We start from the raw sequence: 23,225 nt of genomic DNA, 5'->3' as shown, positions 1-23,225 counted from the left end.
TCTTACCGCCAGGATGGCGGCGTTACGGATAGTTTTGCGTAAGTCCTATCTGGATCAAAAATCGGGATGCTAAGTAGCTCCACCTAATTAAACATTAGATCGGGATGGCTAAAAAGCTGACTATATAAACATTCTTCCTTCTTCCTTCTTCCTTCTACTTACCACAAAATTTGCCCAGAAGAGAAAGACAACTTTTAAAATTGTCTCTCAAGTTCCGGGCAAAAAATTCTCAGCTATAAATCGCCTAAACGATTATCCTAAGAGCATTTCACTCTTAGTAACGGCGAGAAGAGCGATTATTGTTAGACCAGTTACCACCACCAGAACCACCTCTTTCTTCGCGAGGCTTGGCTTTGTTAACTTTTAGGTCGCGGCCCATCCACTCAGCGCCGTCAAGGGCTTCAATTGCTGCTGCTTCTTCGGCTTCTGTTCCCATTTCTACAAAGGCAAAGCCCCGTAGACTACCAGTTTCACGATCGGTAGGCAACTGAACGCGCTTCACAGTGCCGTACTCTGCAAAAGTTTGGCTAAGGTGCTCTTGAGTCACCTCATAGGATAAGTTGCCGACGTAAATTGACATAAATCATCTCCAGAATCAAATGTTGTAGAGAGTTAGATTCGGAGAAACGTTGATAAAACGAGTTACACTGCCGAAAATAAGCCTTATAGAATTACCTTAGCACAGGTTGCAACTTTATGGCGTGAATTTTTTATGAATATTTATTTCTGTGCGATCGCATAGCTATTCAGAAGCGACCTGAAATATCGATATATATTTTCTGCCATAGTTTCTACCTCTTCACTGCCGATCGCACATAAGGTTCTGGGTCTTCAGCCACCCAACCCAAATTAGAATTGTAGCGAACTTCAAAATGCAAATGCGGCTGAACAATATCAGGCTTTCCCGTCGTTCCCACCGTTCCCAAAATATCTCCTTGCTGCACCTTCTGACCCACTTTCACCGCAATATTACCTAAGTGAGCGTAGCGAGTTTGTTTTCCCGCCTGATGATTCACCACCACCAAATTGCCATAAGTCCCCTGGGGCCCAGCAAAGGCGACAACACCCGCGCCCACACTTAAAACCTTTGTCCCACTGGCTGCCAATAAATCTACACCGCTGTGGAAAAAAACTTGACCCCGAATCGGATGTAACTGCCACCCATAACCTAACCCTTCCTTTACTGTTGCAGGCAGAGGATAGCCTTGTAGCGGCGTTAAACCCGGACTAGCAGGAGTTCCAGGCGACCAATTCACTCCTGGTACAAACACCACCTGCGGCCTAAGCTGACAGCCATTGACCTCAAATAGTACATCGGCTCGTACTTTGTAAACATCAGCTAGTTTTTGCCAAGTCCAACCAGCGGGTACTTCCACGCGGATACCATTGTAAGGAGGAATCGCGATCGCGCTCCCAACTGGGGCTAAGCCTCCTCTCAATGGCGGATTGAGCCCCATCAGCGTCGCGGGAATTAAATTATACTGCTGCGCGATGCTCTCCAGAGTTTCGCCTGGGACAACAGTATGGCGTTTGATGCGATCGAGCGCTGGCGGTTGACATACTGAGTCTAACTCTGAAGGTGAATCAGACGGAAGATTTGTAGGTGTTGGCGCGGGAATTGCTGAAATTGCCGAAACCGGAGCCATCAAATAGAAAAGTGTAGAAAGTTGGAGAAATAAGCGTTGAAAAGTCATGCGAAATAGATTGAAAGCCCAGGAGCGAGTATTGATACTTAGGCAAAGAGTTAAAGCTCTTGCTTGATAACATTTGATACCTTAACGCACCGCGCCATCTAAAGAAAAAAGTATTTAGGGAGGGCAGTTGATAATTTTTTGATTAGATTAGAAGTTAAGGCCTGTGTATTAAGATGAGGTATCCAGCCAAAAAAGCCGATGAATGTAACTTTAAAGCAATTAACTTTATATCTAGCCTTGCTGTCGATCGGCGGTGGTGTGGGCTGTTTGGGCAGCCGCTACCTGCAAGCAGGAAATCACCCCGAAGACTTAGTTTTACCAGTAGTGCGGCAGCAACTCCCTCCTTATCTGCCACCTCAAGCTCCCGACAATAGAATAATTGAACGTACCAACTCTAACTTTATCGCTGAAGCTGCGGAAAAAGTTGGCCCGGCTGTAGTCCGTATTGATGCGACTAGCAAGATTGCTTCTCAAGTGCCTGAAGCGTTCAAAAACCCGCTATTTAGGCGTTTTTTTGGGGACAGTTTGCCGCTACCCGAAGAGCGAGTCAGGCGCGGGACTGGTTCTGGGTTTATTCTCAGAGATGATGGTCGGATAATTACTAATGCTCACGTCGTTTCTGGGGCTGATACTGTGAAGGTGACGCTTAAGGATGGTCGGGAGTTTGAGGGTAAGGTACAGGGGGTAGATCCGCTTACGGATGTGGCAGTTGTTAAGATTAATGTGAAGGGGTTGCCGATAGTAACTATGGGCAGCACTGATAATATTGTTACGGGACAGTGGGCGATCGCGATCGGTAATCCTTTGGGTTTAGACAATACGGTGACAGTTGGCATTATTAGCGCTACTGGCCGTACCAGTTCTCAGGTAGGTATTCCTGATAAGCGCGTGCGATTCATTCAAACTGACGCGGCTATTAATCCCGGCAATTCTGGTGGGCCGCTATTAAATGACTCTGGGGAAGTTATTGGGATTAATACTGCTATTCGCGCTGATGCTCAGGGTTTGGGGTTTGCGATCCCGATTGAAACTGCTAAGCGAGTTGCAGATCAGTTATTTGCTAAAGGTAAGGCGGATCATCCTTATTTGGGAGTTCAAATGGTGAATCTGACGGCTGTTTCTAAAGCCGAACTCAGCCAGCAACTCAATGTCAAGATTTTGGCAGCAAACGGTGTCGCAATTACACGAGTTGTGGAAAAATCTCCAGCCGCGATCGCAGGTTTGCTTCAAGGAGATATTATTCAAAAAATTGATGGTGTTGTGGTTAATACTCCCGGCGAAGTCCAAGAGCGGGTAGAAATCAGCACCATTGGCAAAGAGCTACAAGTAGAGGTGAATCGCGAAGGCAAAGTTCAGAAACTTAAGGTCAAACCTGCTGCTTTCCCCGCCGCCGCTAGTTCACCGGGAGGGTGAGGGATGGGGGAGTGGGGGAGCTCTTGAGCGGGGGAGCTCTTGAGCGGGGGAGTAGGGGAGCAGGGTAGATGGGGGAGATGGGGAAGTTCAATCGAACACAGTCTCGCAGTTTCCCCTGCTCCGCTCCCCTACTCCTCTTCCTACTCAGAAATAGAACGAGTGCTTGCCAAATTTTCCTCTAGTTGCATTCGTAGTTCCATCTGCCGTAAAAAATAGCCAGTCATCATTGCTGAGGCTAGCAAACCAGCCAAATTGTCCCGGTCTGTTGTAATTTGCACATTGAAGTTGTCTGAAGGCAGGCCGCCGACAAGTCCTTGGACGTTGTGTGAGATGATTTCTTTGATTTCTGGACTGACAGACTTGGCGACACGAGCGAGAACTTCTGGAGGTTGGTGCTGGAGATACTTCAGCAGTGGGTTGACTGCGGTTTGTTGGGCATTGGAATCAGAAAAGTTAGGGTTAAAAACCATTATATGACTCTGAATGTCAGGCTTGCATATTTCCAGTTTAAACTACTCTTCTTCAGTTGCCTCTAAATTTGCGTGAAAGTTCAGTGTTAGCTGTTTTGGTAACTGGTCTAGTTGAAAATACCGATGAAATTTCTCTGTCACTTGTAGCCAAGAAGACCTACTTTCAGGTTGTCTCCGTTTACGTACAAAACCGAGCTCGACGAGTTCTTGAACTTGCTGATAGGCCCCTGAACCGCGCAAGTTAACGAGATCGCTTTGGCTCAAACCGCCTTTGAGGGCGATCGCAGCGAGTGTTCGCAGGGCTCCAACGCCCAATTCTGGGGCGATTAAGGCCTGCATTAAAGGGGTAAATTCTTCTCTGAGTTGGAGGCTGTAACCTCCTGGACTCTCGACAACTTCTAGGGCACTGTCCCGGCGGGCGCTGTCGGACATCAGCTCGATCAGAGCGTCTTTAACTTCGGTGCGATCGCATTTGGCAATTTCGGCAATTTCCGCTATTGACACCGGTTGACCTTTTAAGTAAAGAATGGCTTCTATTTTAGTAGCTAAACGTGGCATTTGGTAATTGGTAATTGGTAATTGGTAATTGGTAATTGGTAATTGGTAATTGGTAATTGGTAATTGGTAATTGGTAATTGGTAAGAGTGTTTTATTTGTTTTTCTACTACAATGATTATTATTCATTGCCAATTACCAATTACCGATTACCATTTCTCAATCCAATTGTCTTCCCGTCAATTCTACAAAAATATCTTCTAAATTTGAAGGGCGTACCATCATCCCAGTTTTATCAGGTTGTTGTTCGAGATAACCATTAGCTTCTTCTAGGTTAGGGAAAAATTTATACTCCCATCTGTCACCTATTTGCTTCATTACTAAGCCTTTCCCGTGAGTTGTTCGCAGTTCTTCTAAAGTCCCCAATTCAATTAATTTACCGCCGTCCATAATGCCAATCCGATCGCACAAATATTCTACTTCATCCATGTAGTGCGTTGTCAATAACATGGTCATACCTTGCTTGTTTAAATCCCGAATAATTTCCCACAACCGCCGCCGCGTCTGGGGGTCAAGTCCGACGGTTGGTTCATCTAAAAATAAAATTTTCGGCTGATGTAACAAAGCTCTAGCAATTTGCAATCTCCGCTTCATTCCACCCGATAAAGTTTTAACTAAATCCTTGCGTCTTTGGGATAATTCTACATAGTCTAGCCACCTATTAATTAACTCTTGCCGCTGAGGGTTGGGGATATGGTGAAGTCTGCCGTGAAATTCCATATTTTCCCATACTGACAAGTCAATATCAACGCTAATTTGTTGTAAGACAACGCCAATATTTTGCTTCACCTGCAAACTTTCGCGCACTACATCATATCCGCCTACCTGAATTTGACCGCTGGTGGGTTTTGTAAGGGTAGTCAACATCCGAATTGTAGTAGATTTACCAGCACCATTGGGGCCGAGAAGACCAAACATTTCACCCGGTTCGATAGTAAAAGAGAGGTCGTTGACAGCGGGGACATTGTTGTAGTCTTTACAGACATTTTGGAGGGAAACAGCAGCAGACATAATTTTAGGTAGAAGCAGCAAACTTTATGATAATTTAACTAATTTAGGTCGCGATCGCACTTATTGGGGTTGAGTTGCTGGTGACGGATTCAATTCAATAATGCGGCTGTCAAGTTTCCGCGCTGCATCTGCAACGGCTATGCTGGGACTCTCACCATCAAGATATAAAATCATCAACATTGCCCCTAAATTTCCCCGCCGAAATACTGCCATTTCAAAGCGCATAGGTATGCCGTTCATTTGACCTTTTGTCATCCATCCTGCCGATGCGTCGCCAATATTTTGACCTAGTGGTAATGGTGTGATATTAGCAAAGTCTCCTTTACTGCCTTCATTTAAGCCTTTGAGGAACTCCTGTGCAAAATCTTGTTGGCGGATAGAAGTATCAAAGCTAGCTTGGTCGATCCGAGTAGGCATTGGCATTGTGAAACCTACAATTAACTGAAACTGCTTTTCATCACTTTTTTGGAAAGCAAAAACACTTTCAGCTTTAAATTCTTTCTCGTTGTTCAACTGCTTCTTGAGTGATTCTGCTTCAGCAGACATATCTTTGAAGCCAGAGGGTAGGTCTTGCAAAGTTAAGATGGCTTTAGATAAATCGGGGCTTTGGGCTACAATATTTCTAGTCTGAATGGGGTTTAAAGCATTTACTGAATTGGCGATTGCTCTTAAGGTAAAACCATCAGTCAAGATTGCAGCAATTACCAGAAACAAGGAGATAGTAATTTGTTTTTTCATATCAATCCTAGAAACTATGTTTGCGGGTTAAATTGCTAATACTCCCAAGTTACCTCAATATCAAAGACAGTGCAATGGGAGCGAATCATGCTTAAAAATGCGGGGGAGGCTTCGCCAAAAAGGTGTATCCGCTTTTGGCGATCGGGGTAAGACTGACCGTAAATTATAACTTGACCTACGGCGCATTTCCAATTATTAACTGATTTTACCTCAATTAACTCTTTAGCGGTTAAAATATCAATTTTTCCTGCTAAAGTTTGGACTTCGCGCTTCACTGTGCCGATACTTTTAGCTAATTGGCTTTGTACCTTTTTTTCTGTTAACTTTACTTGGCGTTTTACGCTTAAATATTCCCAATATTTATAAGCTAGTTCGTCTACAGAAAAAGTGCCGCCGTTTCTACCGCGATAAATTTGATAAATGTCGCCGTTAACTTGAGTTCTTAGCAATTTTATTAGAAATTGTGTATGCTTAAGTGCGATCCAACGGGAAGGAATTTTATTTTTAACGCTGCCTGCTACTCGCCACATATCATTAAGACAAATTAAACCATTCTTTCTCCGAACTTGGGAGGTGGGGATGTTGTTCGATTCTAGAAATTTGTCTTCTACTTTCCATTCAAACAGCTCTAACTGTTTATATTCTGGCTCTTTCTCAGTTTTGCCGATCGCTCCTGCTGATAATTTTACAATTGGTAGTGCTATCTCGATCCCCATCCCGACTGACCTGCTGATACTGCTGATCTATCCAACCACACATTGGTAAAAATTGGAAGACTTATAGCTAAATTATTAATGGAAGTTGTCAGTTTCCAAGTCCTCTAATTCTTGTGTGGACTGCCATCCAGCTTGCCACAGGCTACGATCTTTTAGTTGTTGGGCGTTCAGCCAGAAGCGGACTGCGGGATCGCAGGCGGCTACCATTTCGGCAAATACCCATTTGCCTTGATTTTTTCTATTTGTGACCTGAAAGTGCCGCCATCCCCAGTTTTTTTGTTGTGCTGTCCATTTGGAACCTACTAGATAAGGAAATTTCTGTTTTTTCGGCATTTCATAAGATGAATGTAATCAAATTTTCTGCGATCTCTTGGCAATAGCTATTATATCACAGAGAGTTAGCTAAACAAAAAATTTGCTCAGCAAAAGATTCAATTAGATCGCGGTAAGCTAATTGCGATCGCCAAGTTTCCGGGATTCCATGTTCTCCATAAAAAGCTCCCGCTAACTGACCATAAACGGCACCAGTAGTATCTGCGTCATCGCCCAAATTAACAGCCAATAAACATCCTTCTTTAAACGAATTGCTGCGATAAAATGCCCAAAGTGCCGCTTCTAAAGATTTGACAACATAGCTTCTACCTTTAATTTCTGGAGGTTCGCGGCGTTTGAAGGAACCTGCGGCAATTTCGTCGATTTCATCTCCTAACGGGTTTTGTTCCCAATATTCCGGTATAAGGCTGTAGCGTTCAGAAAGTAATTCTTCTTTACTGACTCCATTAACAGCACCTACAATTAAAGATCCCAAATATCTGCAAGCATCTAAACAAGTAGTAGCACCATGAGTTGTCCGCGAACTATCTTTTGATTTCTCTATTGCTTCCAGAGGTGTTTTAGCATAAAATAAAGGCACGGGAGCTAAGCGCATAATTGAGCCATTACCAGCACTCAAAGGATCTATCGATCCGCAAAAAGGTTTACCAGTATCTTCAAATTTCCACAGTGCTTGTTGAACAGTATTGCCAATGTCAAAGCACTCTCCATTACTGCTTAAATGTCCGGTTTTATCCCATCGCAAATATGTTTGCAATTGATGAACTGGATCGAAACCTTTTTTCTCAATTAAACTCTCCGCTAAGCAAAGTGCCATTGAGGTATCGTCTGTCCACTGTCCCGGTTGCAGTCGAAAAGGGCCGCCGCCTACTAGATCGTTAATAGGTGTAAATGTTCCGGGCGGCTTAAATTCTAAAGTTGTTCCTATAGCGTCGCCAACTGCTAAACCTAGAAGACAACCGCGATATTTTTCTATTTGCTGCATATAATTTTTCTCTTCTTTTCCTGGGAGGTGATAACACCGCTTGAAACCGATCGGGAGTAAAGATTTAGCCCACTTATGCTAAAAAAAGATTGGAGCTTCAATGCCGAAGTATATTTTAGTCACAGTATATATATAGCCGGCTTTACTACTATCGTCAAGTTCTGGGGCTTGAAGAATTTTAGATAATATCTCAACCGTTTTATCTTTTTGGTTTAGTTCCGCATATTTTCTAGCTACACTAAATAAAGCCATACATTTGCTTATTTCAGCTCCTTGTCTGCTCCAAGAAAAACGCTCGCTAATTTCTATCCTGTCAATAATCTGTAGAGCTTGCTCGCACTGTCCAGCTTCGGTAAGTGCGCTAGCTATTAGACCCAGAGTAGTTGCTTTGCTCAATATAGCTTCATCACTTTCAACAATTTCAATAGCCTGAGCTAGAAGAGCTAAACTTTTCGTCTCTTGTCTAAATACTGCATACTTAATTGCTATATCAGTTAATGCTAAAACTTTCCAACCTGGAGATTTTATTGTCTTCGTTTCCAACAAGGCTTGGGATAAAACTTCTGAAGCTTTGTCATTTTGCCCTATTCTGATGTAGTGTTCGACTATTTTAATTAGCAATGAATTTTTTTCCGCATTGCTATTTTTGAAGTCTGCGGATAACTGTAAAAGTTGAGACAGAGTTTCAGAGACTTGACTTTCTTCTTTTATTTTGCCTGAAGATTCCACAATGGCAATCAATAAATCTAATTTAAAATCCTTCCTCCTTTTTCTTTTGGCTATCTGGAACGCTTGTTTGTAGTGACCAGATTCGACATATTTCTGAACAATTTTTAAGAAAGCCGAATCCTGATAGTCAATAATTTTGATCGATTTAGTAATCTGAAGTGCTTTGTCATAATGTCCTGTTTCTGCATACTGTTTAGCCAGTTCCTCTAAGGCCTCATTTTTTTCATTGGCACGTTCTATTGTTTCAATCAATTTAAAAGCTCGATCGTATTGCCCAGTTTTTGCCAGCTTGCAAGCAATATTTTTCAATGTGCTAGATATCCAACCGATAGCATCAATTTTCTCAAGCGTTTGAATAGCTAGGTTATATTCTCCAATTTCTGCATACTTCACAGCGATCCCAGATAGTGCTTGTAACTTTAGTGCTCCTGCTAGCGACTCCTTCGAGAATCCAATTGACTCAGCCAACTGCAACGCTTGGATAGCGAACTCAAATTGTCCAGCATTTGCACACGCGCAAGCTACTTCGGCTAAATTTATAGCCTGGTGCTGAGTGCGATAGGAATAATTTTGAGCAACTTGAATAGCTTGGCTATACTGTCCAATAGCAACGTAAGTTTTAGTAATGAGACGAATAATTAATTGATGAACTTCCATCACACTCAGGCGATTATCTGGATCTTTCAAGTTCGACTGAGTAACTTGAAAAGCTTGCTCTAAAATTTTAGATGCTTTCTCTTGGATGCCAGCTTTTGAATATGCCTGAGCAATGCTAGTCAAGGCCTCAACTTTTTTGTAGGGATGTTCAATAGTTTCAGCAATTGTTAGCGCTCGCTCAAATTGCCTCGTTTGAGCGAGCACTTGAACGACGTATGCAAACGCCTGACTCCTCTCAAACAGACTTTCTATCTCTTGAGCTACCTGAAGTATTTGCTTTAACATTCTTTCCTGACCATTTATATTCATTTTTTATTCGTCTTCATCAAGATAAAACATTCTCCACACTACCAATATAGAAGACAGGTATAAAGTGTTATAAAATAAATAGTCTAATGCTCTGAAAAACGAAAATGTTAAACTTTGATTACTCTCATATGTAAAATAAATCGTAGTTGTGTCTAATACTCCCGAAAACATAATAGTTAAAAATCCTATTAATCCGGATATTACTGCTAGGGTGCCCATCGATTCTCTTAAACCACTATGAAATTTTAATAAATCGCTGATAACAAAGAATAATATTGAAATGACTGCCGAACAGAAACTGAAGAAGAGAGTAAAAGATATTGAAAGATAACTTGGAATTATTCGGAAGCCAAAGAAAAAATTAGCAAAATTTTTACCTACCAAAAAATTGAGTTGGATAAACGTAGAAATAAAAACTATCATGCTAGCAAATAAGTTAAATATAACTATTTGTACACACACAGATTTTGCAAATAAAAATCGAAATTTATTTGACATAACTCTCCTCATTTTTTATAATAAATATCCAATAGTTATCAATTACTATTGACATTACACATCTTCTTTGATGAGGTTATAGCAGAAGACTAAAGGCAGAGCAGAATAATTTAAATTTAATTATCTACAAGAGTGGAATGATTTAATTATCTCATTGTTCCGATCGCGTTTTCTCGGTCTGACAAAGATTGCGATCGCTATTACTAACCATCGGATTGTACATCAAATAATCTTGCAGCCAATCGCAGCCACGAGCAACAATACTACCCAGATTCAAATTATCCACAGGTAACAAAGTCACTGTTTTATCGCGACCTCCAAAAGCTAATATCTTACTGTTTGGACTAAAAGTCAAACTAATAACTCTAGCGGTGTGTTGAATAGTTTTAAGCAACGTTGCTTTCCTACCCGAAAAGCTCCATAAACTAATAGTATTATCAGCATTCGCTATGGCAATTAGCTTCCCATCGGGGCTGAAGCTTGCGCCAATAACGCGATCGCTACTATTAATAGTTTGTAGCAATGTCCCGTCAATATCCCAAAGTTTTAGAGTTTGATCATTGCTGGCGGAGGCAATAGTATTGCCATCGGGACTGAAACTGACGCTGTTAACACTATCGCCGTGTTTTAGAGTTTCTAGCAAACTCGCATCCTTGCCATTAAACCGCCAAATTTTCACCGTTTTATCTTCACTTGCTGAGGCAATAAATTTGCCATTGGGACTGAAACTAACACTATTCACGCTTTCTTGATGGTTAAGAGTTTTAAGTAGTTTGCCGTCAAGGTTCCAAAGTTTGACAGTCTTATCATCGCTAGCAGTTGCTACCACATTCCCTTCCGGGTTAAAACTAACACTAAAAACTTCTCCGTCTTGACCTTTTAAGCTTTTGATTTCCTTGCCTTTAAGGTTCCAGAGTTTGACAGTTTTGTTTTCGCCGGCACTTGCTAAGATATCTCCTTTAGGCGAGAAACTAACAGCACCAACGGAACCTTGATTGCTAAAAACTGTTTTCACTAAACTGCCATCAATACGCCAGATTTTTACAGTTTTGTCGGCACTTCCAGAAGCAATAATTTTGCCATCGGGACTGAAACTAATGCTATAAATCCAATCGCTATGTCCTGTGAGAATTTTGCTTAAAGGAGTGCTATCAGGCTGCCAGAGTTTTACAGTTTTATCGTAACTACCAGAGGCGATCGTTCCGTCGCGGCTGAAACGTACCGATCGCACGTCGTCTTGATGTCCTTTGAGAGTGTTTAGCAATTCACCCGTGTAGGCGTTCCAAATTTTGATTGTATCGTCTGCACTGCCAGAAGCGATCGTTTCGCCGTCGTTGCTGAAACTGACACTTACAACGTGATCGTTATGTCCTTTAAGAGTTTTAAGTTCTTTACCGTCTAGGTTCCAGAGTTTGATAGTATTGTCTGCCGAAGCGGTAGCAATTGTTTTGCGATCGGGACTGAAACTGACGCTATAAACCCAACTGGTATGTCCTTTGAGGGTTTTGAGTTCTTTGCCGTCTAGGTTCCAGAGTTTCACTGTACCGTCTTTACTAGCGGAAGCGATCGCGGCCCCGTCGCGACTAAAAGTCACTTCCAATACCCAATCTTTATGACCTATTAAAGTTCTTAATAGAATGCCGTCTTTAGTCCATAATTTTACTGTTCTGTCGTAACTAGCGGTAGCAATAGTTTGACCGTCGGGGCTAAAACTGACGCTAGTTACGGGTTCATCGTGACCGATGAAAGTTACGATCGCAGTTCCATTATCAACCCGCCACAATGTCGCAATTTTGTCAGCGGAGGCGGTTGCAATCATTTTTCCATCGGGGCTAAAACTTACTGCAAATAAACTATCCTTGTGCTGAAGAGGAATACCAATTGCTTTGCCATCCTTGTTCCAAATTCTCACAGTATTATCGGCACTTGCAGAGGCGATCGTTTTACCATCGGGACTGAAACTTACCCCAGAGATACCTTTACCATGTCCCTCAAAACTATTACGTTCTTGTAAGCCAGAGACAACTTGTCTGAGTCTTTCTGCAAGTTGATTTTTGGTATCGATTGAAAGTTCAGTTTTTTCAGATTCTTTGCCTAACTTGACACTAGCTAGTAATACGCCCAAAGGATCGTTTTTACTTGAGAGTAATAGAACTTCAGACCCCGAAATCAAACCATCAATGCGAGCAATTTCAGCTTGCTGCTTTGCTTTTTTGGCTTGTTCGGCTTGGATAGATGCAGATAAGGTAAGCGATCCCAGAACAAGTGTGCCTGCAACTACAGTAATAAATGCTATCCAAAATTGTTGTTTTCTCTGATTGCTTTGAAGTTTTTCTTCTGCTTCTCGCTGTTTTTCTTTGGCTTCCGCTAATTCTTTTTCTTGGCGGAATTTCTCGATCTGATCTCGGTTTAATTGATTTTGCTTTTGCAGCTCCGCAAATTCACTCTGCCTATCCAATTCCTCCTGTTGGCGGATGAAAGCAACTAAATAGTCATGAATTAGCTGGTAAAGCTCTACTGGTACTTCAGTCCACCGAAATGCCAGCCCAGATTTTACCAATAGCTCTAAAACTAAATCTAATTTATCAGCTTCTTCAAATGTTGCTAAATCTGTTGCTAATTCGGCGCGAGTTTTTAGGGGACGAGTATCATTTTCATCTGTCAGCAAATACAAAACTCGCCGCACTGCCCGTTCGTTTTCTGGCCCACAGTCTTTGACGACTTCTTCTAAAAACTGCTCAACTAATTTTTGTTTGGGATTAGCACCTAATTGTTGATATTGAGCTAATGTTGTAATTTCCTCTTCTTGTAGTTGTGCGCCTACAACTTGCAGCTCAATTGGTCGCACTTCCCCCAAATCCTGTGCTAAATTTTTCACTAACTCATCAATCAGCGCTGGTTCTAAATAAAACTGGGAACGCTCAGTTAATTTTTTAATCACAGCGCGAGCATCTGAGGGCGGAAAATTCCCTAAATAGAAGAGGATATCTTTACTAAGAATGTCCCCCATAATGTCATTATCAAACGCATTTTGAGGATTTTTGGGGCGGCTGAACTCCAGCAAATAATGTAAATAATCTTCTCGTACTGACAGAATGACTTTTACAAAGGGAATATTCAAACACAACCTTAAAAATTCAAAGAAATCTTGCCTTTTTGATGGCTCTTTCCACAAAAAGAAAAATTCTTCAAATTGATCGAAAATCAAGACAGTGAGCAAATTCTTTTGTTCTGCATTCTTTCGCAGCAATTCAATAATTTGTGCGCTGTCTATTGCGGGTTCCTGTGCAGAATGAACAGCAGCACCATTCATTACTACAGATTCGAGGTGAGAATCAGAGATTAATTTCTCTGTTTTGGACTCTGAATCTAGGGTAGATATCGTCTCATTGCTAGGGGCAAATTCCGGGGAAAATTCTGTAATTAGCTGCCCAGTTATTTCGCTTTTACCAATAGATAACTGGCTCCTTAATTCCCGCCGCCAGTCATTGTAAACTTGCAACACCGATGTCAAAACAGTACGAGAATCAATTGCTTTTTGTTTAAGAGCAGGAACTAATCCTGCTCTGACAATCGAACTTTTTCCAACTCCAGATTGACCGTAAATAACTGTCAATTTGTGTTGCGTGCTGCTCATCCGCGCTATCAAACGATTGAGATCCCTTTCCCGGCCAGAAGCTGTAATTTCATCAGCAATTGTTGCAGCAGGCGCGGTCGTTTCCATTGCGGGATTAATAGCTTCTTGATGGGGCTGCAACCTTCCGGCTCCGATAAATGCTCGGAAGCGATATGTATGTTCAATTGCGCGGTATTCTTGCTTGATTTTGAATGCTTCTAGATAGTGTCCCTCTTGGAAATATAATTCTCTAAGCATTTCTAAAAGCTGGAGATATAATTGCGGATCGTAGAGGGGTAAGCTTTCCCGGCAAGCGATTTGTAAGTGTTCTATAGCAAGGGTTCTCTCACCCAATTCATTCTCAGCCATTGCTAAAATCAACAGGTATAAACTTTTGTGTTGAGACTTTACCCGCGTCTCATGTTCTGTTTCTTTCGCAATATTTCCAGGCAATATTTCTAGTGCAATTACCGCCCATTCTTTGGCATTTTCCCATTCTTTTCGCTCTAGGGCAACAGCAGCTAGAAAGCCATAATCTTGAGCTAAATCCACTTGTGCTGGCTCCCCAATATTTTGATGCAATCGCCTAGATTTAACAGCCAAATTCCAGAGGTTATCCCAATCTTCTAAATGCTGTAATACTTCGCCAAGTTGATTAATAAACTCCGCAACTAAGTCTTCTCGTCCCGCGCGATCAAAAATATCAATACACTGTTGGAGATGATTTTTAGCTTCTGTCCAATAAGAGACGTTGCCAGTGCGTTTCTGTTCCGCGTGGCGGTGATAGCATAACCCGATATGAAACAGTAAAATACCTGCTAATAAAGAGGATTTTGGAAGATTAAACGATGAAAGTATTAATTCCCCTTCACCGTTCATTGTTACTACTTCATTCTGCCAAAAATTTAAGCTTTGCTGATAGAGTTCCAGCGCGGAATCGATCCGGTTGCTAGCATATTCCTGTCGCCCCCGAATAAATTTCAAACTGGCTTCGAGAGCAGGTTGTAAACTAACGCCATGATTTTGTAAGTCTTGGCGGGCTGACTCTAATTCTAGACCAGAATTCGCACCTAAAATCGCATTATTTGTTAATCGCCAACCGCCTCTCTCTAAAACAGCCGAAAAAAGAATACTAGCGCTTTTACCTAGGAAATGTATCAACTCGTCAGGGCTGAGGCTAAATTCAATTGTAGTTGTCCAACTTTCGATATCTGTAACTAAACGAATCAGCTTTTTTGATATTTTATCTGTTACCCATAAAGCTAGGGGGAAGGGGAAATTATTGCGAAATTCTTCTCTAACATAATTAGTTGAAGTCAGCACTTGGTCAATATCACGAACTGTTTCTAGACCGAATACCATTAAAGCTGCTGGGTGTTCGCCGCTGAGTTCTGCTTCGATGGTAGTGTACAGTGTTTTGACGGAGGTGGGGAGGACGAGTTCTCGAAGGAGTACGGGATACTGTTGATGCAGTTGTTCTACTATTTGCTCTCTTAGTGAAGCATAGTTACAACGCACTAAAATCAGGGAAAATTGCCCCTGGGACATGGCGAGGGTTCTGGAGAGGGTTTGTAGTGAGTGTTTGTTCTCTGCGGCTGTGTTTGTTTGTCCGTGCGGGTTAATCATTCCTTGAATTCCTTCCCCTTTGGCCTATTGCTAGCATTTTAATACTAATACGTGAAAAATAATGCGATCGCAACTTTTTATACTTTGGTGTTAAAACCGCGTCTTGTCAAACAAAACCCGCCTACGCGGGTTAAATTTTATGGCTTTTTAGACTGAGCGGTGAAAACCACGCCTATACAAATGAAACCCTGATGGTGCGCTGGTTTCAATTCTACAGTTCCCATAGACGGGCATTTTATTCGCTCAGTAATATAATACTTAGGAACATAGCCCTGATACGCGGCACTCTTTTGTCTTTTCATTCCTAGCCGCTATTAACAGTAACTCTGACTGCAAGAGTTGGTCTGTGTCTCTGCCTAATGCCTCGGTAAGCTCAATTTTTATTTCTACATTACGATCTGATAACTGGGATTGATGTTCAAGATTTGCTGTGGTTAAATGGCTGCTTTCGGCAATTTTTATACCACTAATACTAGCTAAACTCTGATCGGCATTTACTATTAGTAATAGCGGCAATAATGCACTAAAAATTATGATTCGTGGAATCGCATTAGACATTTTTTTCTCCTTGTTGAATCTGAGTAAGAGGGTTTGGCCCTGGGATTTATGTCCGGCACTAATTTCATTAGTTCTTCTATTCATTGATGGTGATTGAATTTCGTAGAAGATGTACCCTAACCTGTGACACTACCTTTACAGGTTGCTTAGCGTTAGTTTACAGCGGACTGTTCCCCTCCTTCTTACTACAGAGCTACCAAGGCTTAACCGTAAGATGATGGGACTATTTGAGTTCCCAAGGGTTAATTTTTCATTTTTTGACCCAGTAGTTGCCTACTATTTAAGAGGGAACAGTTTTCACGCTGGCACACTGCTAGCAATAGGTAATGTATTGCTATAAGTAGAAAAAGATGGGCTTTAGGAAAATACTATTGCTCTAAGCTTTATGGGAATTGGAACAATAGTTTTAATTGTTGGCGTGTCATACCATGACCATGCTTTTATGTCAATACATTTATTATATCAGATGGAAAAAAGCTTGTAAGTGAAGAGTTAGAACTAAAATGCAATAAAAGTAAGGATTTGAGCAATTATAGCTAGGGGCTAGGGGCTAGGGGCTAGGGGCTAGGGAAGAAGGGAATAGAATCAATGGTTTCAGTAATTTATACGTCCTAACCGCCTTGGCAGTTGCTATAACTAACAAGGTCAGGATTTACGCACACGGGGTCAAGAACCCGGTTTCTGGGTCAATATTTCTCGTAGAGAGTCACGATTGTTTGAGGAAACCGGGTTTTTGCGTAAGTTCTAGACGAAAGCGGCTGCTATAACTTCAAACAATCACAACCTCCTGCCTCCTGTCTCCTGCCTCCTGCCTTCTGCCTCTACTATTGATTTCGTTGCTTGCAATAAAACGGAAGGTAGATGAAACGATCGCACTGGCGGCCCCAAAATCGAAAAAGCCGATCGCGCGGCGGTGGAAGCACTATCAAAAAGCGTCTCTAATTCAGCAATCGCTGCCATTGGTGTTTGTTGTCGCGCTGTCCAGTCAACAAAATCAATCGGCAGATTCCACTGAGAAACTATTGTAAAAGGTATGCCAACACTTTCTCCCGCCGCTTGCCATTCAGACAGCATCCAATAGTGATTATGAGAAGGATCTCGCAGTAATTCCACTTGATTTATGAACTCTGCTAGGGGTTTTTCTTCTGGAGAAATCACATCTACTATTAGCAATTGACCTCCGGGTTTGAGGACGCGGAGGATTTCGGCTAGAATTGGTGGTAAACTGGGGAAGTGATGGGCTGCATAGCGACAGGTGACGATATCGAAGTGGCGATCGCTAAAAGGTAATTCGGCCGCGCTAGCTTCCTGAAAATGAACATTTGTAATCTTCCGGGCCGCTGCTTGTTGTTTCGCCTCAGTCAGCATTCCCTGACTTAAATCTATGGCGATCGCATCCCGCACTTTTGGCGCAAAGGCAAAAGCCGTATGACCCGCTGCACAAGCAACATCTAATAAGATCGTATCTGCTGTTGGCGATGCCGTTTCCACCATCAGCGCCAAATCATGTCCTTTAGCAAAGATTGGCGACGTGCCATAAGCAGCAGCGGCGCGGTCAAATTGCTGTTTCACATTACCTTCTAGTTCCATAAAATTAATCCTCACCTTCCCAGTAATCGACTTCAGAAGCAGCGGTAAAAAACTTGGTTAGAGTGCGATCCATGATGGCAATCGAACACTTTTGTCTTCCAATAATCAGAAATCTACTCTGTTGGGGAATTAGATAACTTTGAATCAGTAATCTTCTCCACGTCAGCAAAGCGACTCGGCCAAATCCGATCGCAGAAAAATAGCGTTCCTGCTACCAAACATAGTGGAATCGCCAGCAAATTTAATAGCGGAATGCTGACTAAACCAAAGCAAACTAAACCGAAGGTTGCACTCGCAGGTAAACTAGCCTTAACTACCGCTAACTTATCGCGAAAATTAAGCCTTCGCCTGTCTAAAGGTGCGCTCAGAAAATCCAAACAAACTAGGGTTGCTCCCAAGGCAATACCTCCGATAGTTGCAACAATAGACCCGATTCCTGGCACAAAATTTAATAGCAATAATGGCAATCCCACACTGAATAAAAGTTGTAATTTTCTCAATTCAAAACCAACCGCTCTTTTTATTTCGCCAAAAATTCCTAGCAAACTGGTATCTGCGGGAGGCAAATTACCAATTCTTACAAGTTCTAACTGCTCGGATAATTGACCATACCAAGGTGCGCCTAAGATCACCCCAAATTGTACTAATAAAAAGCCGATTATTAGCAACAATCCCGCAACTAAGAGCGTTCGTAATAGCCAACCCAAGACAGAAGTTAAAACGCTTAAATAGCTCAGCCAAGCGGGTAAACCCGCAATCATGGTGTTAAATTTTGTCGATAAATCGGCAACCAGAACATCTATTCCTTCCAAACTAGGAAACAGCAAACCCAGATAAAGAGCAGTGCCAATTATTAAGTTTACCAATACGGGAACTAGCACATAACCCCAGAGTTTAGGAGTGTGCAAAAGCAGTACAAATGCTCTAAAAGGGTAAGATGCGCCTGCTAGGATTCCCAGGGGTGCGCGAATCAGCGGGTTAGCGGTATTTGAACCTTGCTGCGGTGCCATTTTGCCGTCCGATTACATTTTTTCTAATTTACTGTTCGCCGTAAAATTGGGTAGCGAACAGTAAAAAATCAACAATCAACAAAGTAGCATGGGCGAAGCATTTCGGCAGATAAGTTATTGGTTATAAGCAGATTTACTACGGTCATGCTTCGCCCCTACAGACATCTTAAACTTTATTGTCCGACAGATCCTTTGCCGAAGAATTTAGGCGGTGCTGCCATCGTGTATACTTCGGTTTCAGATGCGATCGCCTGACGCACATGACCAGGCAATTGCATTAACCCTAATAGAGTAATTCCGTCCAACATTCGGAAACCACCAGTCGTTTTTTCCGCCAACACCCGATCGGTGTTTTCCGGTTCTGGTCGAGTATCAATCGCCTCTGTCGAAGCGATCGCAAAACCCCAAGGCGCACCGTAGGTAGAAATATAGCTTGTCAAAGACTGAACATTCGGAAAAACTGATTTTAGCGTGTTAACAATCCGAGCGTGCATTTTCAATTCCGCTGGAGAAACCGGCCCTGCTTGCACTACAAAATAGCCAGATGGTGACATCACGCGACGGACTTTCTCAAAATACTCCTTAGTAAACAACTGGAATGAAGGCCCTTCTTCAATGGGATCTGACAAGTCAGAAATCACCACATCCCAATCATTACCAGTCGTATCTAAAAATTCCAAAGCATCACCAATTACCACCTCACAGCGAGGATCGTCAAAGGCATTTTGGTGCATTTCAGGCAAGTATTCTTTGCAAGCTTCAACAACTTCGCCGTCAATGTCGATCATCACGACTTTTTCAACGGTTTTCCAGCGCAGGACTTCCCGAATTGTAGCGCCTTCTCCGCCTCCGAGCACGAGGACTTTACGTGGCGAACCGTGCAAAATCATCGCGGGGTGGACTAGCGGTTCGTGGTACAGGAACTCGTCGCCAGTACAGGACTGCCATTTACCATCTAAAACCAACCCTTTACCATAAGTACCGGTTTCAACGACGTACATCTCCTGAAAAGCAGTTTTTTTGTAAGCAAGGACGCTGGTAACGCCGTGAACGTAAATATCCCAAGGCGTGATGTACTCACTCATCCAGAAATCTGCTTTTAATTCGCTACCTGACATGAAATACCCTCCAGGGTGACACTGCTATCCCGATGTTGGGACAGATAGTAGTTATTAGCACAAAACGGTACTGATTTAAAAGTACGCTCGACACTAAAAAGATTTGGCACGTAGTTAGATTGAGGCGGATTTTAACATAAAGCGAGTGATTCTGCGTAAATTTTATTTATGTTTCCGTTTAAAGTAAAAAGGTAAAAGAAAAAATTTCTCTTTTACCTTTTTATCTTTTACTTTTTACTCTTTTGCTTAGCTTTCGTTTCCGCCTTATTATTATTTCCTTGTTTCGCTGCAATCTCCTTACTTAAAACATCCAAAGCCTTTGCATATTGCGGATCTGCTAACGTCGCAATTTTAGTGCGATCGCTTCTTAATTCCTGCTTTTGAGCATCAGTCAGCTCAACCTTAACATCAGGTTCAATCCCCGCATGATTAATATCCGTACCATTTGGTGTAAAATACTTCGCGATCGTCACCGCCATTCCAGAACCATTTCCCACACCCCTTACCGACTGCACCAAACCCTTACCAAAGGTCTTCGTTCCCACCAAAACGGCTCGTTTATTATCTTGTAAAGCACCCGATAATATCTCACTAGCACTCGCCGATCCGCCATCCACCAAAACTACCAACGGTTTATCTGTTATCGCTCGTTGATTTGCCGTTTGACGGTCTGTTTCGCCTAAGCGATCGACTGTGGAAACAATCGTACCCTCTTTAAGCCACATCCGCGCAATTTCAATACTTCCATAGAGTAAACCCCCTGGATTCGATCGCAGATCTAAAATATAGCCCGTCACCTTCTTTTGTTCCAAAGACTTGATCGCATCTCGCATTTCCGATGCCGCATTTGCACTAAACTGATTTAAGCGAATATATCCTATATCACCCATCGGACTTTTGTTAACAGAAGAACGTACAGGATGAATTTCAATCTTAGCCCGCTTCAGTTTAAAATCTATTTCCTTATTTTCCCGTAAAATTGTCAGCGTCACCTGACTATTAATCGGGCCGCGAATCAGGTTTACCGCCTGAGTTGTATCCATTCCCTCCGTACTTTTTCCATCAATTTTGGTAATAATATCTTTCGCCAAAATTCCAGCTTGAAAAGCCGGAGTATCCTCAATCGGCGAAATTACCACCAACTTTTTCGTTTTCTCATCTTGAGTTAGCTGAATACCAACGCCAGTCAATTCCCCAGAAGTGTCAATCTGCATATTCCTGAACTCTTCCGGGTTCATGAACCGTGTATAGGGGTCATCCAGCTTCTTTAGCATTTCTCGGATAGCCTTGTATGCTTCCTCATCACTGGTATAAGTACGGTTGAGATAATCATTCCGCACTGCTTTCCAGTCAACCTGGTTGAAAGTACCATCTACATAACTTTTGTCAATTATTTGCCAAACTTCATCGACCAGTTCCTTGGGGCTCTGGCGAAAGGATGCTTGACTTTGAGAAAGATGAATACCCGCACCAGTTACTGTGACAGCAGTCAGTACAACTGCTGTCGCACTTAGAATAAGTCCACGTTTTGTTATTGCCATCTGTCTGCTGCGCTGGAGGAAAAGATTGTAAAATAGTTAAGCTCAATGTAACACACGCAACGGTAAATCAGTAAAATCATCAAAATCTGTTTCAATCTCTGTTCAATCCCGATCGGTTACTAAATGTGAGATCGGGAGCGATCGTACTCACTAATTAAATTAACAGCAAAGCGCGATCGCAGCCCCTCTTACTAAGAATTTGTCATTTCCGCCAGAATATTCCGAATATTTTCGCTAGCATATCCAATATCTAGCTGAGATTTATCTTGTAGCTCCGATGCAACTTTTTCCAGAATATTTAGCGCCTCAGCAGAGCTTGTTGTTTGCATAAACAGAGTTTGCAACTGATTCTTAACCATGCTCAGAATAGAACGAGTTGAATAACTTTTTCCGCCTTTGCTTTTGACTATCGCTTTACCGAAATAATGAGTTTTTAACAACCACATTTTTTCTGCTCTTTGAGTCTTAATTGCTTCCAGAATCTCCTGCCGCAATTGCTTAACTAAATCTTCAGTTACATACTTCATAATCAAAGGTTGAAGGGTGAAAAGTATTTCTCCTCCTCCTTCATTTATTTTTTCTATTAGCGACCTGCGACCCAAGGATTCCAGATTTTTTAGCAAATCAGAAAGAGATGACTTAACCAAAATATCGTCTCGCAATTTTGTTAGAGAAACTGGATTTTGAGTAATAGCAAGCCAGTAAATAATTTCTAGTTCAGAATTAGACAATCGCTCGAATTGGTGCGCGAGCAAATTGCTAATATGATCCTCAATAAATAGACCTGTAGCCTCCAAAAAATTGGAAATATTACCTTCAAAAAAATCTTGAATTGTTGCCGCCACAATTTTAAAAGCTAAGAGATTACCTCCGTAGCGGCTCATTAAAACTTTCCAGTCTTTGTCTTTAGCAGATAATCCCTTTTCATTGAATATTTCTCGCGCAATTTCTTCTGAAACTAAAGGTTTTAGCGATTTGACTTTTTCTCCAGATATCAAAGCAAGTTCTGTGGGTTCTTCTGAACTGATTAGGATTAAACAGCTATTATGGTTAACTTCTCCTAGCCGCGCAATCAGTTCTCGATAGCCTTCTAGTCCTGGCCGATAGCGCCCAGCTAATTCTCCAGCGCTGAGAACCATCTCAAAATCATCTAAAATCAGCAGACAGCGTTGCTTTCGGAAATATTCAACTAACCGGGAAATTCTGGCGTTTAAATCTACTGGCAAATCTGGTTTTTGCTGATGAGAAAAAATTGAAATTAAGTTAGCTAGAAGGTCTTCAACGGATGGGCCAGCTCGTAGCGATCGCCAAACGATAAAATCAAACTCATCCTGTACAAGTTTAGCTGCTTTCACCGCCAGAGTTGTTTTGCCACTGCCTCCCAAACCCAGCAGCGCCACTAAGCGGCAGCCATCTGATAAAATCCACTGGTTTAAAGCTGCTAATTCTTCAGTGCGACCGTAGAACACGGAAACATCGGGGGCCTCACCCCAATCTTCCTGGTGGTGAGCGATCGCCACCGCCGATCCCATTACCCTACCCGCCGACATGAAATCCCCCGGACTTTGACCAGCTTGGTATAAAAATAGTAGTTGATGCCTCAATTCTGCCAACTTCCCAGGGCCATTCCCTCCAATTTTAAATTTTTTGTAGACCTCGCCTAGTCTTTTGCGAACTGCGATATCACTAATGCCCAGCTTAGTCGCGATCGCGGCTGTAGGTTGACCCTCCAAGGCCATAAACACAGTCTCCAGTTCAGCATCAGTCACGCCGCGTTCTTTTGTTATTGCTTGCACAAAGTCTTGAGGAATCTGAGTAGTCAAGGTAGGAATCTCGCTTTTGCTAATCTTCTAATTTTTATTATATTCTGTGAGTATTAGCTAGCAAACCCTTGATTTTACTAATGTTCAGTTTGCTTTTTGGTTTTAGTTATTTATACTTATCTATAGTTTGTGAGTAACAAATGACACAAGCCGTACTTAGTTAATTGTTAATTGTTAATTGTTAGTTGTTATAGGAAGATATCCGTAACGCCGCCCTCTGGGCGGTAACAAACCG

18 protein-coding genes are annotated in these 23,225 nt (G+C 42.2%); 1 reads left to right on the top strand and 17 read right to left on the bottom strand.

Going from position 1 to position 23,225, the window contains the following annotated elements:
• Positions 1-274: 274 nt before the first annotated feature.
• Positions 275-580, bottom strand: coding sequence for an RNA-binding protein (locus tag PY364_RS07180; RefSeq protein ID WP_007355104.1), 306 nt, complete (start codon positions 578-580; stop codon positions 275-277).
• Positions 581-791: 211 nt separating this feature from the next.
• On the bottom strand, positions 792-1,694 hold the full coding sequence (locus PY364_RS07175; RefSeq protein WP_275521550.1) for a M23 family metallopeptidase: 903 nt from the start codon (positions 1,692-1,694) through the stop codon (positions 792-794).
• Between the two features lie 198 nt (positions 1,695-1,892).
• Here PY364_RS07175 and PY364_RS07170 point away from each other — a divergent pair, with 198 nt between their 5' ends.
• Positions 1,893-3,107 (top strand): HhoA/HhoB/HtrA family serine endopeptidase, encoded by a 1,215-nt coding sequence (locus PY364_RS07170; RefSeq protein ID WP_275521549.1) that lies wholly within the window; start codon positions 1,893-1,895, stop codon positions 3,105-3,107.
• 140 nt (positions 3,108-3,247) lie between these two features.
• On the opposite strand, the gene PY364_RS07165 is transcribed toward PY364_RS07170, so the two are convergent.
• From PY364_RS07165 to PY364_RS07095, 15 genes are all read right to left on the bottom strand, one after another.
• On the bottom strand, positions 3,248-3,577 hold the full coding sequence (locus PY364_RS07165) for a DUF760 domain-containing protein (RefSeq protein ID WP_275521548.1): 330 nt from the start codon (positions 3,575-3,577) through the stop codon (positions 3,248-3,250).
• A 42-nt stretch (positions 3,578-3,619) separates the two neighbouring features.
• Positions 3,620-4,135, bottom strand: coding sequence for an SMC-Scp complex subunit ScpB (gene scpB / locus PY364_RS07160; protein WP_275521551.1), 516 nt, complete (start codon positions 4,133-4,135; stop codon positions 3,620-3,622).
• A gap of 156 nt (positions 4,136-4,291) precedes the next feature.
• A complete protein-coding gene (locus tag PY364_RS07155) occupies positions 4,292-5,143 on the bottom strand; it encodes an ABC transporter ATP-binding protein (RefSeq protein ID WP_275521547.1) in 852 nt (283 codons plus the stop codon).
• 60 nt (positions 5,144-5,203) lie between these two features.
• Positions 5,204-5,881, bottom strand: a complete 678-nt coding sequence (locus PY364_RS07150; protein ID WP_275521546.1) for a hypothetical protein — start codon at positions 5,879-5,881, stop codon at positions 5,204-5,206.
• Positions 5,882-5,916: 35 nt separating this feature from the next.
• Positions 5,917-6,597 (bottom strand): KilA-N domain-containing protein, encoded by a 681-nt coding sequence (locus PY364_RS07145; RefSeq protein ID WP_275521545.1) that lies wholly within the window; start codon positions 6,595-6,597, stop codon positions 5,917-5,919.
• 75 nt (positions 6,598-6,672) lie between these two features.
• Positions 6,673-6,930 carry a TIGR02450 family Trp-rich protein gene (locus PY364_RS07140; protein WP_275521544.1) on the bottom strand — a complete coding sequence of 86 codons (258 nt, stop codon included), beginning with the start codon at positions 6,928-6,930 and terminating at the stop codon, positions 6,673-6,675.
• Positions 6,931-6,985: 55 nt separating this feature from the next.
• Positions 6,986-7,915: an ADP-ribosylglycohydrolase family protein gene (locus PY364_RS07135; RefSeq protein WP_275521543.1), complete on the bottom strand. Its 930-nt coding sequence runs from the start codon at positions 7,913-7,915 to the stop codon at positions 6,986-6,988.
• Between the two features lie 78 nt (positions 7,916-7,993).
• Positions 7,994-9,424 carry a hypothetical protein gene (locus PY364_RS07130; RefSeq protein ID WP_275521542.1) on the bottom strand — a complete coding sequence of 477 codons (1,431 nt, stop codon included), beginning with the start codon at positions 9,422-9,424 and terminating at the stop codon, positions 7,994-7,996.
• A gap of 835 nt (positions 9,425-10,259) precedes the next feature.
• The gene (locus tag PY364_RS07125) at positions 10,260-15,350 is read right to left on the bottom strand and encodes a hypothetical protein (protein WP_275521541.1); all 5,091 of its coding nucleotides are present in this window, start codon (positions 15,348-15,350) and stop codon (positions 10,260-10,262) included.
• A 258-nt stretch (positions 15,351-15,608) separates the two neighbouring features.
• On the bottom strand, positions 15,609-15,908 hold the full coding sequence (locus PY364_RS07120; RefSeq protein ID WP_275521540.1) for a hypothetical protein: 300 nt from the start codon (positions 15,906-15,908) through the stop codon (positions 15,609-15,611).
• Between the two features lie 777 nt (positions 15,909-16,685).
• Complete coding sequence (locus PY364_RS07115) at positions 16,686-17,498, bottom strand: class I SAM-dependent methyltransferase (protein ID WP_275521539.1); 813 nt, start codon at positions 17,496-17,498, stop codon at positions 16,686-16,688.
• 113 nt (positions 17,499-17,611) lie between these two features.
• Positions 17,612-18,508: an EI24 domain-containing protein gene (locus PY364_RS07110; protein ID WP_275521538.1), complete on the bottom strand. Its 897-nt coding sequence runs from the start codon at positions 18,506-18,508 to the stop codon at positions 17,612-17,614.
• A gap of 173 nt (positions 18,509-18,681) precedes the next feature.
• Positions 18,682-19,626, bottom strand: coding sequence for a fused MFS/spermidine synthase (locus PY364_RS07105; RefSeq protein ID WP_275521537.1), 945 nt, complete (start codon positions 19,624-19,626; stop codon positions 18,682-18,684).
• Between the two features lie 227 nt (positions 19,627-19,853).
• Positions 19,854-21,167: a carboxyl-terminal processing protease CtpC gene (gene ctpC, locus PY364_RS07100; protein ID WP_275521536.1), complete on the bottom strand. Its 1,314-nt coding sequence runs from the start codon at positions 21,165-21,167 to the stop codon at positions 19,854-19,856.
• Between the two features lie 191 nt (positions 21,168-21,358).
• On the bottom strand, positions 21,359-22,990 hold the full coding sequence (locus tag PY364_RS07095) for an NB-ARC domain-containing protein (protein WP_275521535.1): 1,632 nt from the start codon (positions 22,988-22,990) through the stop codon (positions 21,359-21,361).
• Positions 22,991-23,225 lie beyond the last annotated feature (235 nt).

The organism is Kamptonema sp. UHCC 0994, from assembly GCF_029167235.1.
Classification (GTDB): Bacteria; Cyanobacteriota; Cyanobacteriia; order Cyanobacteriales; family Microcoleaceae; genus Kamptonema.
This window is presented reverse-complemented; position numbering and strand designations above follow the sequence as displayed.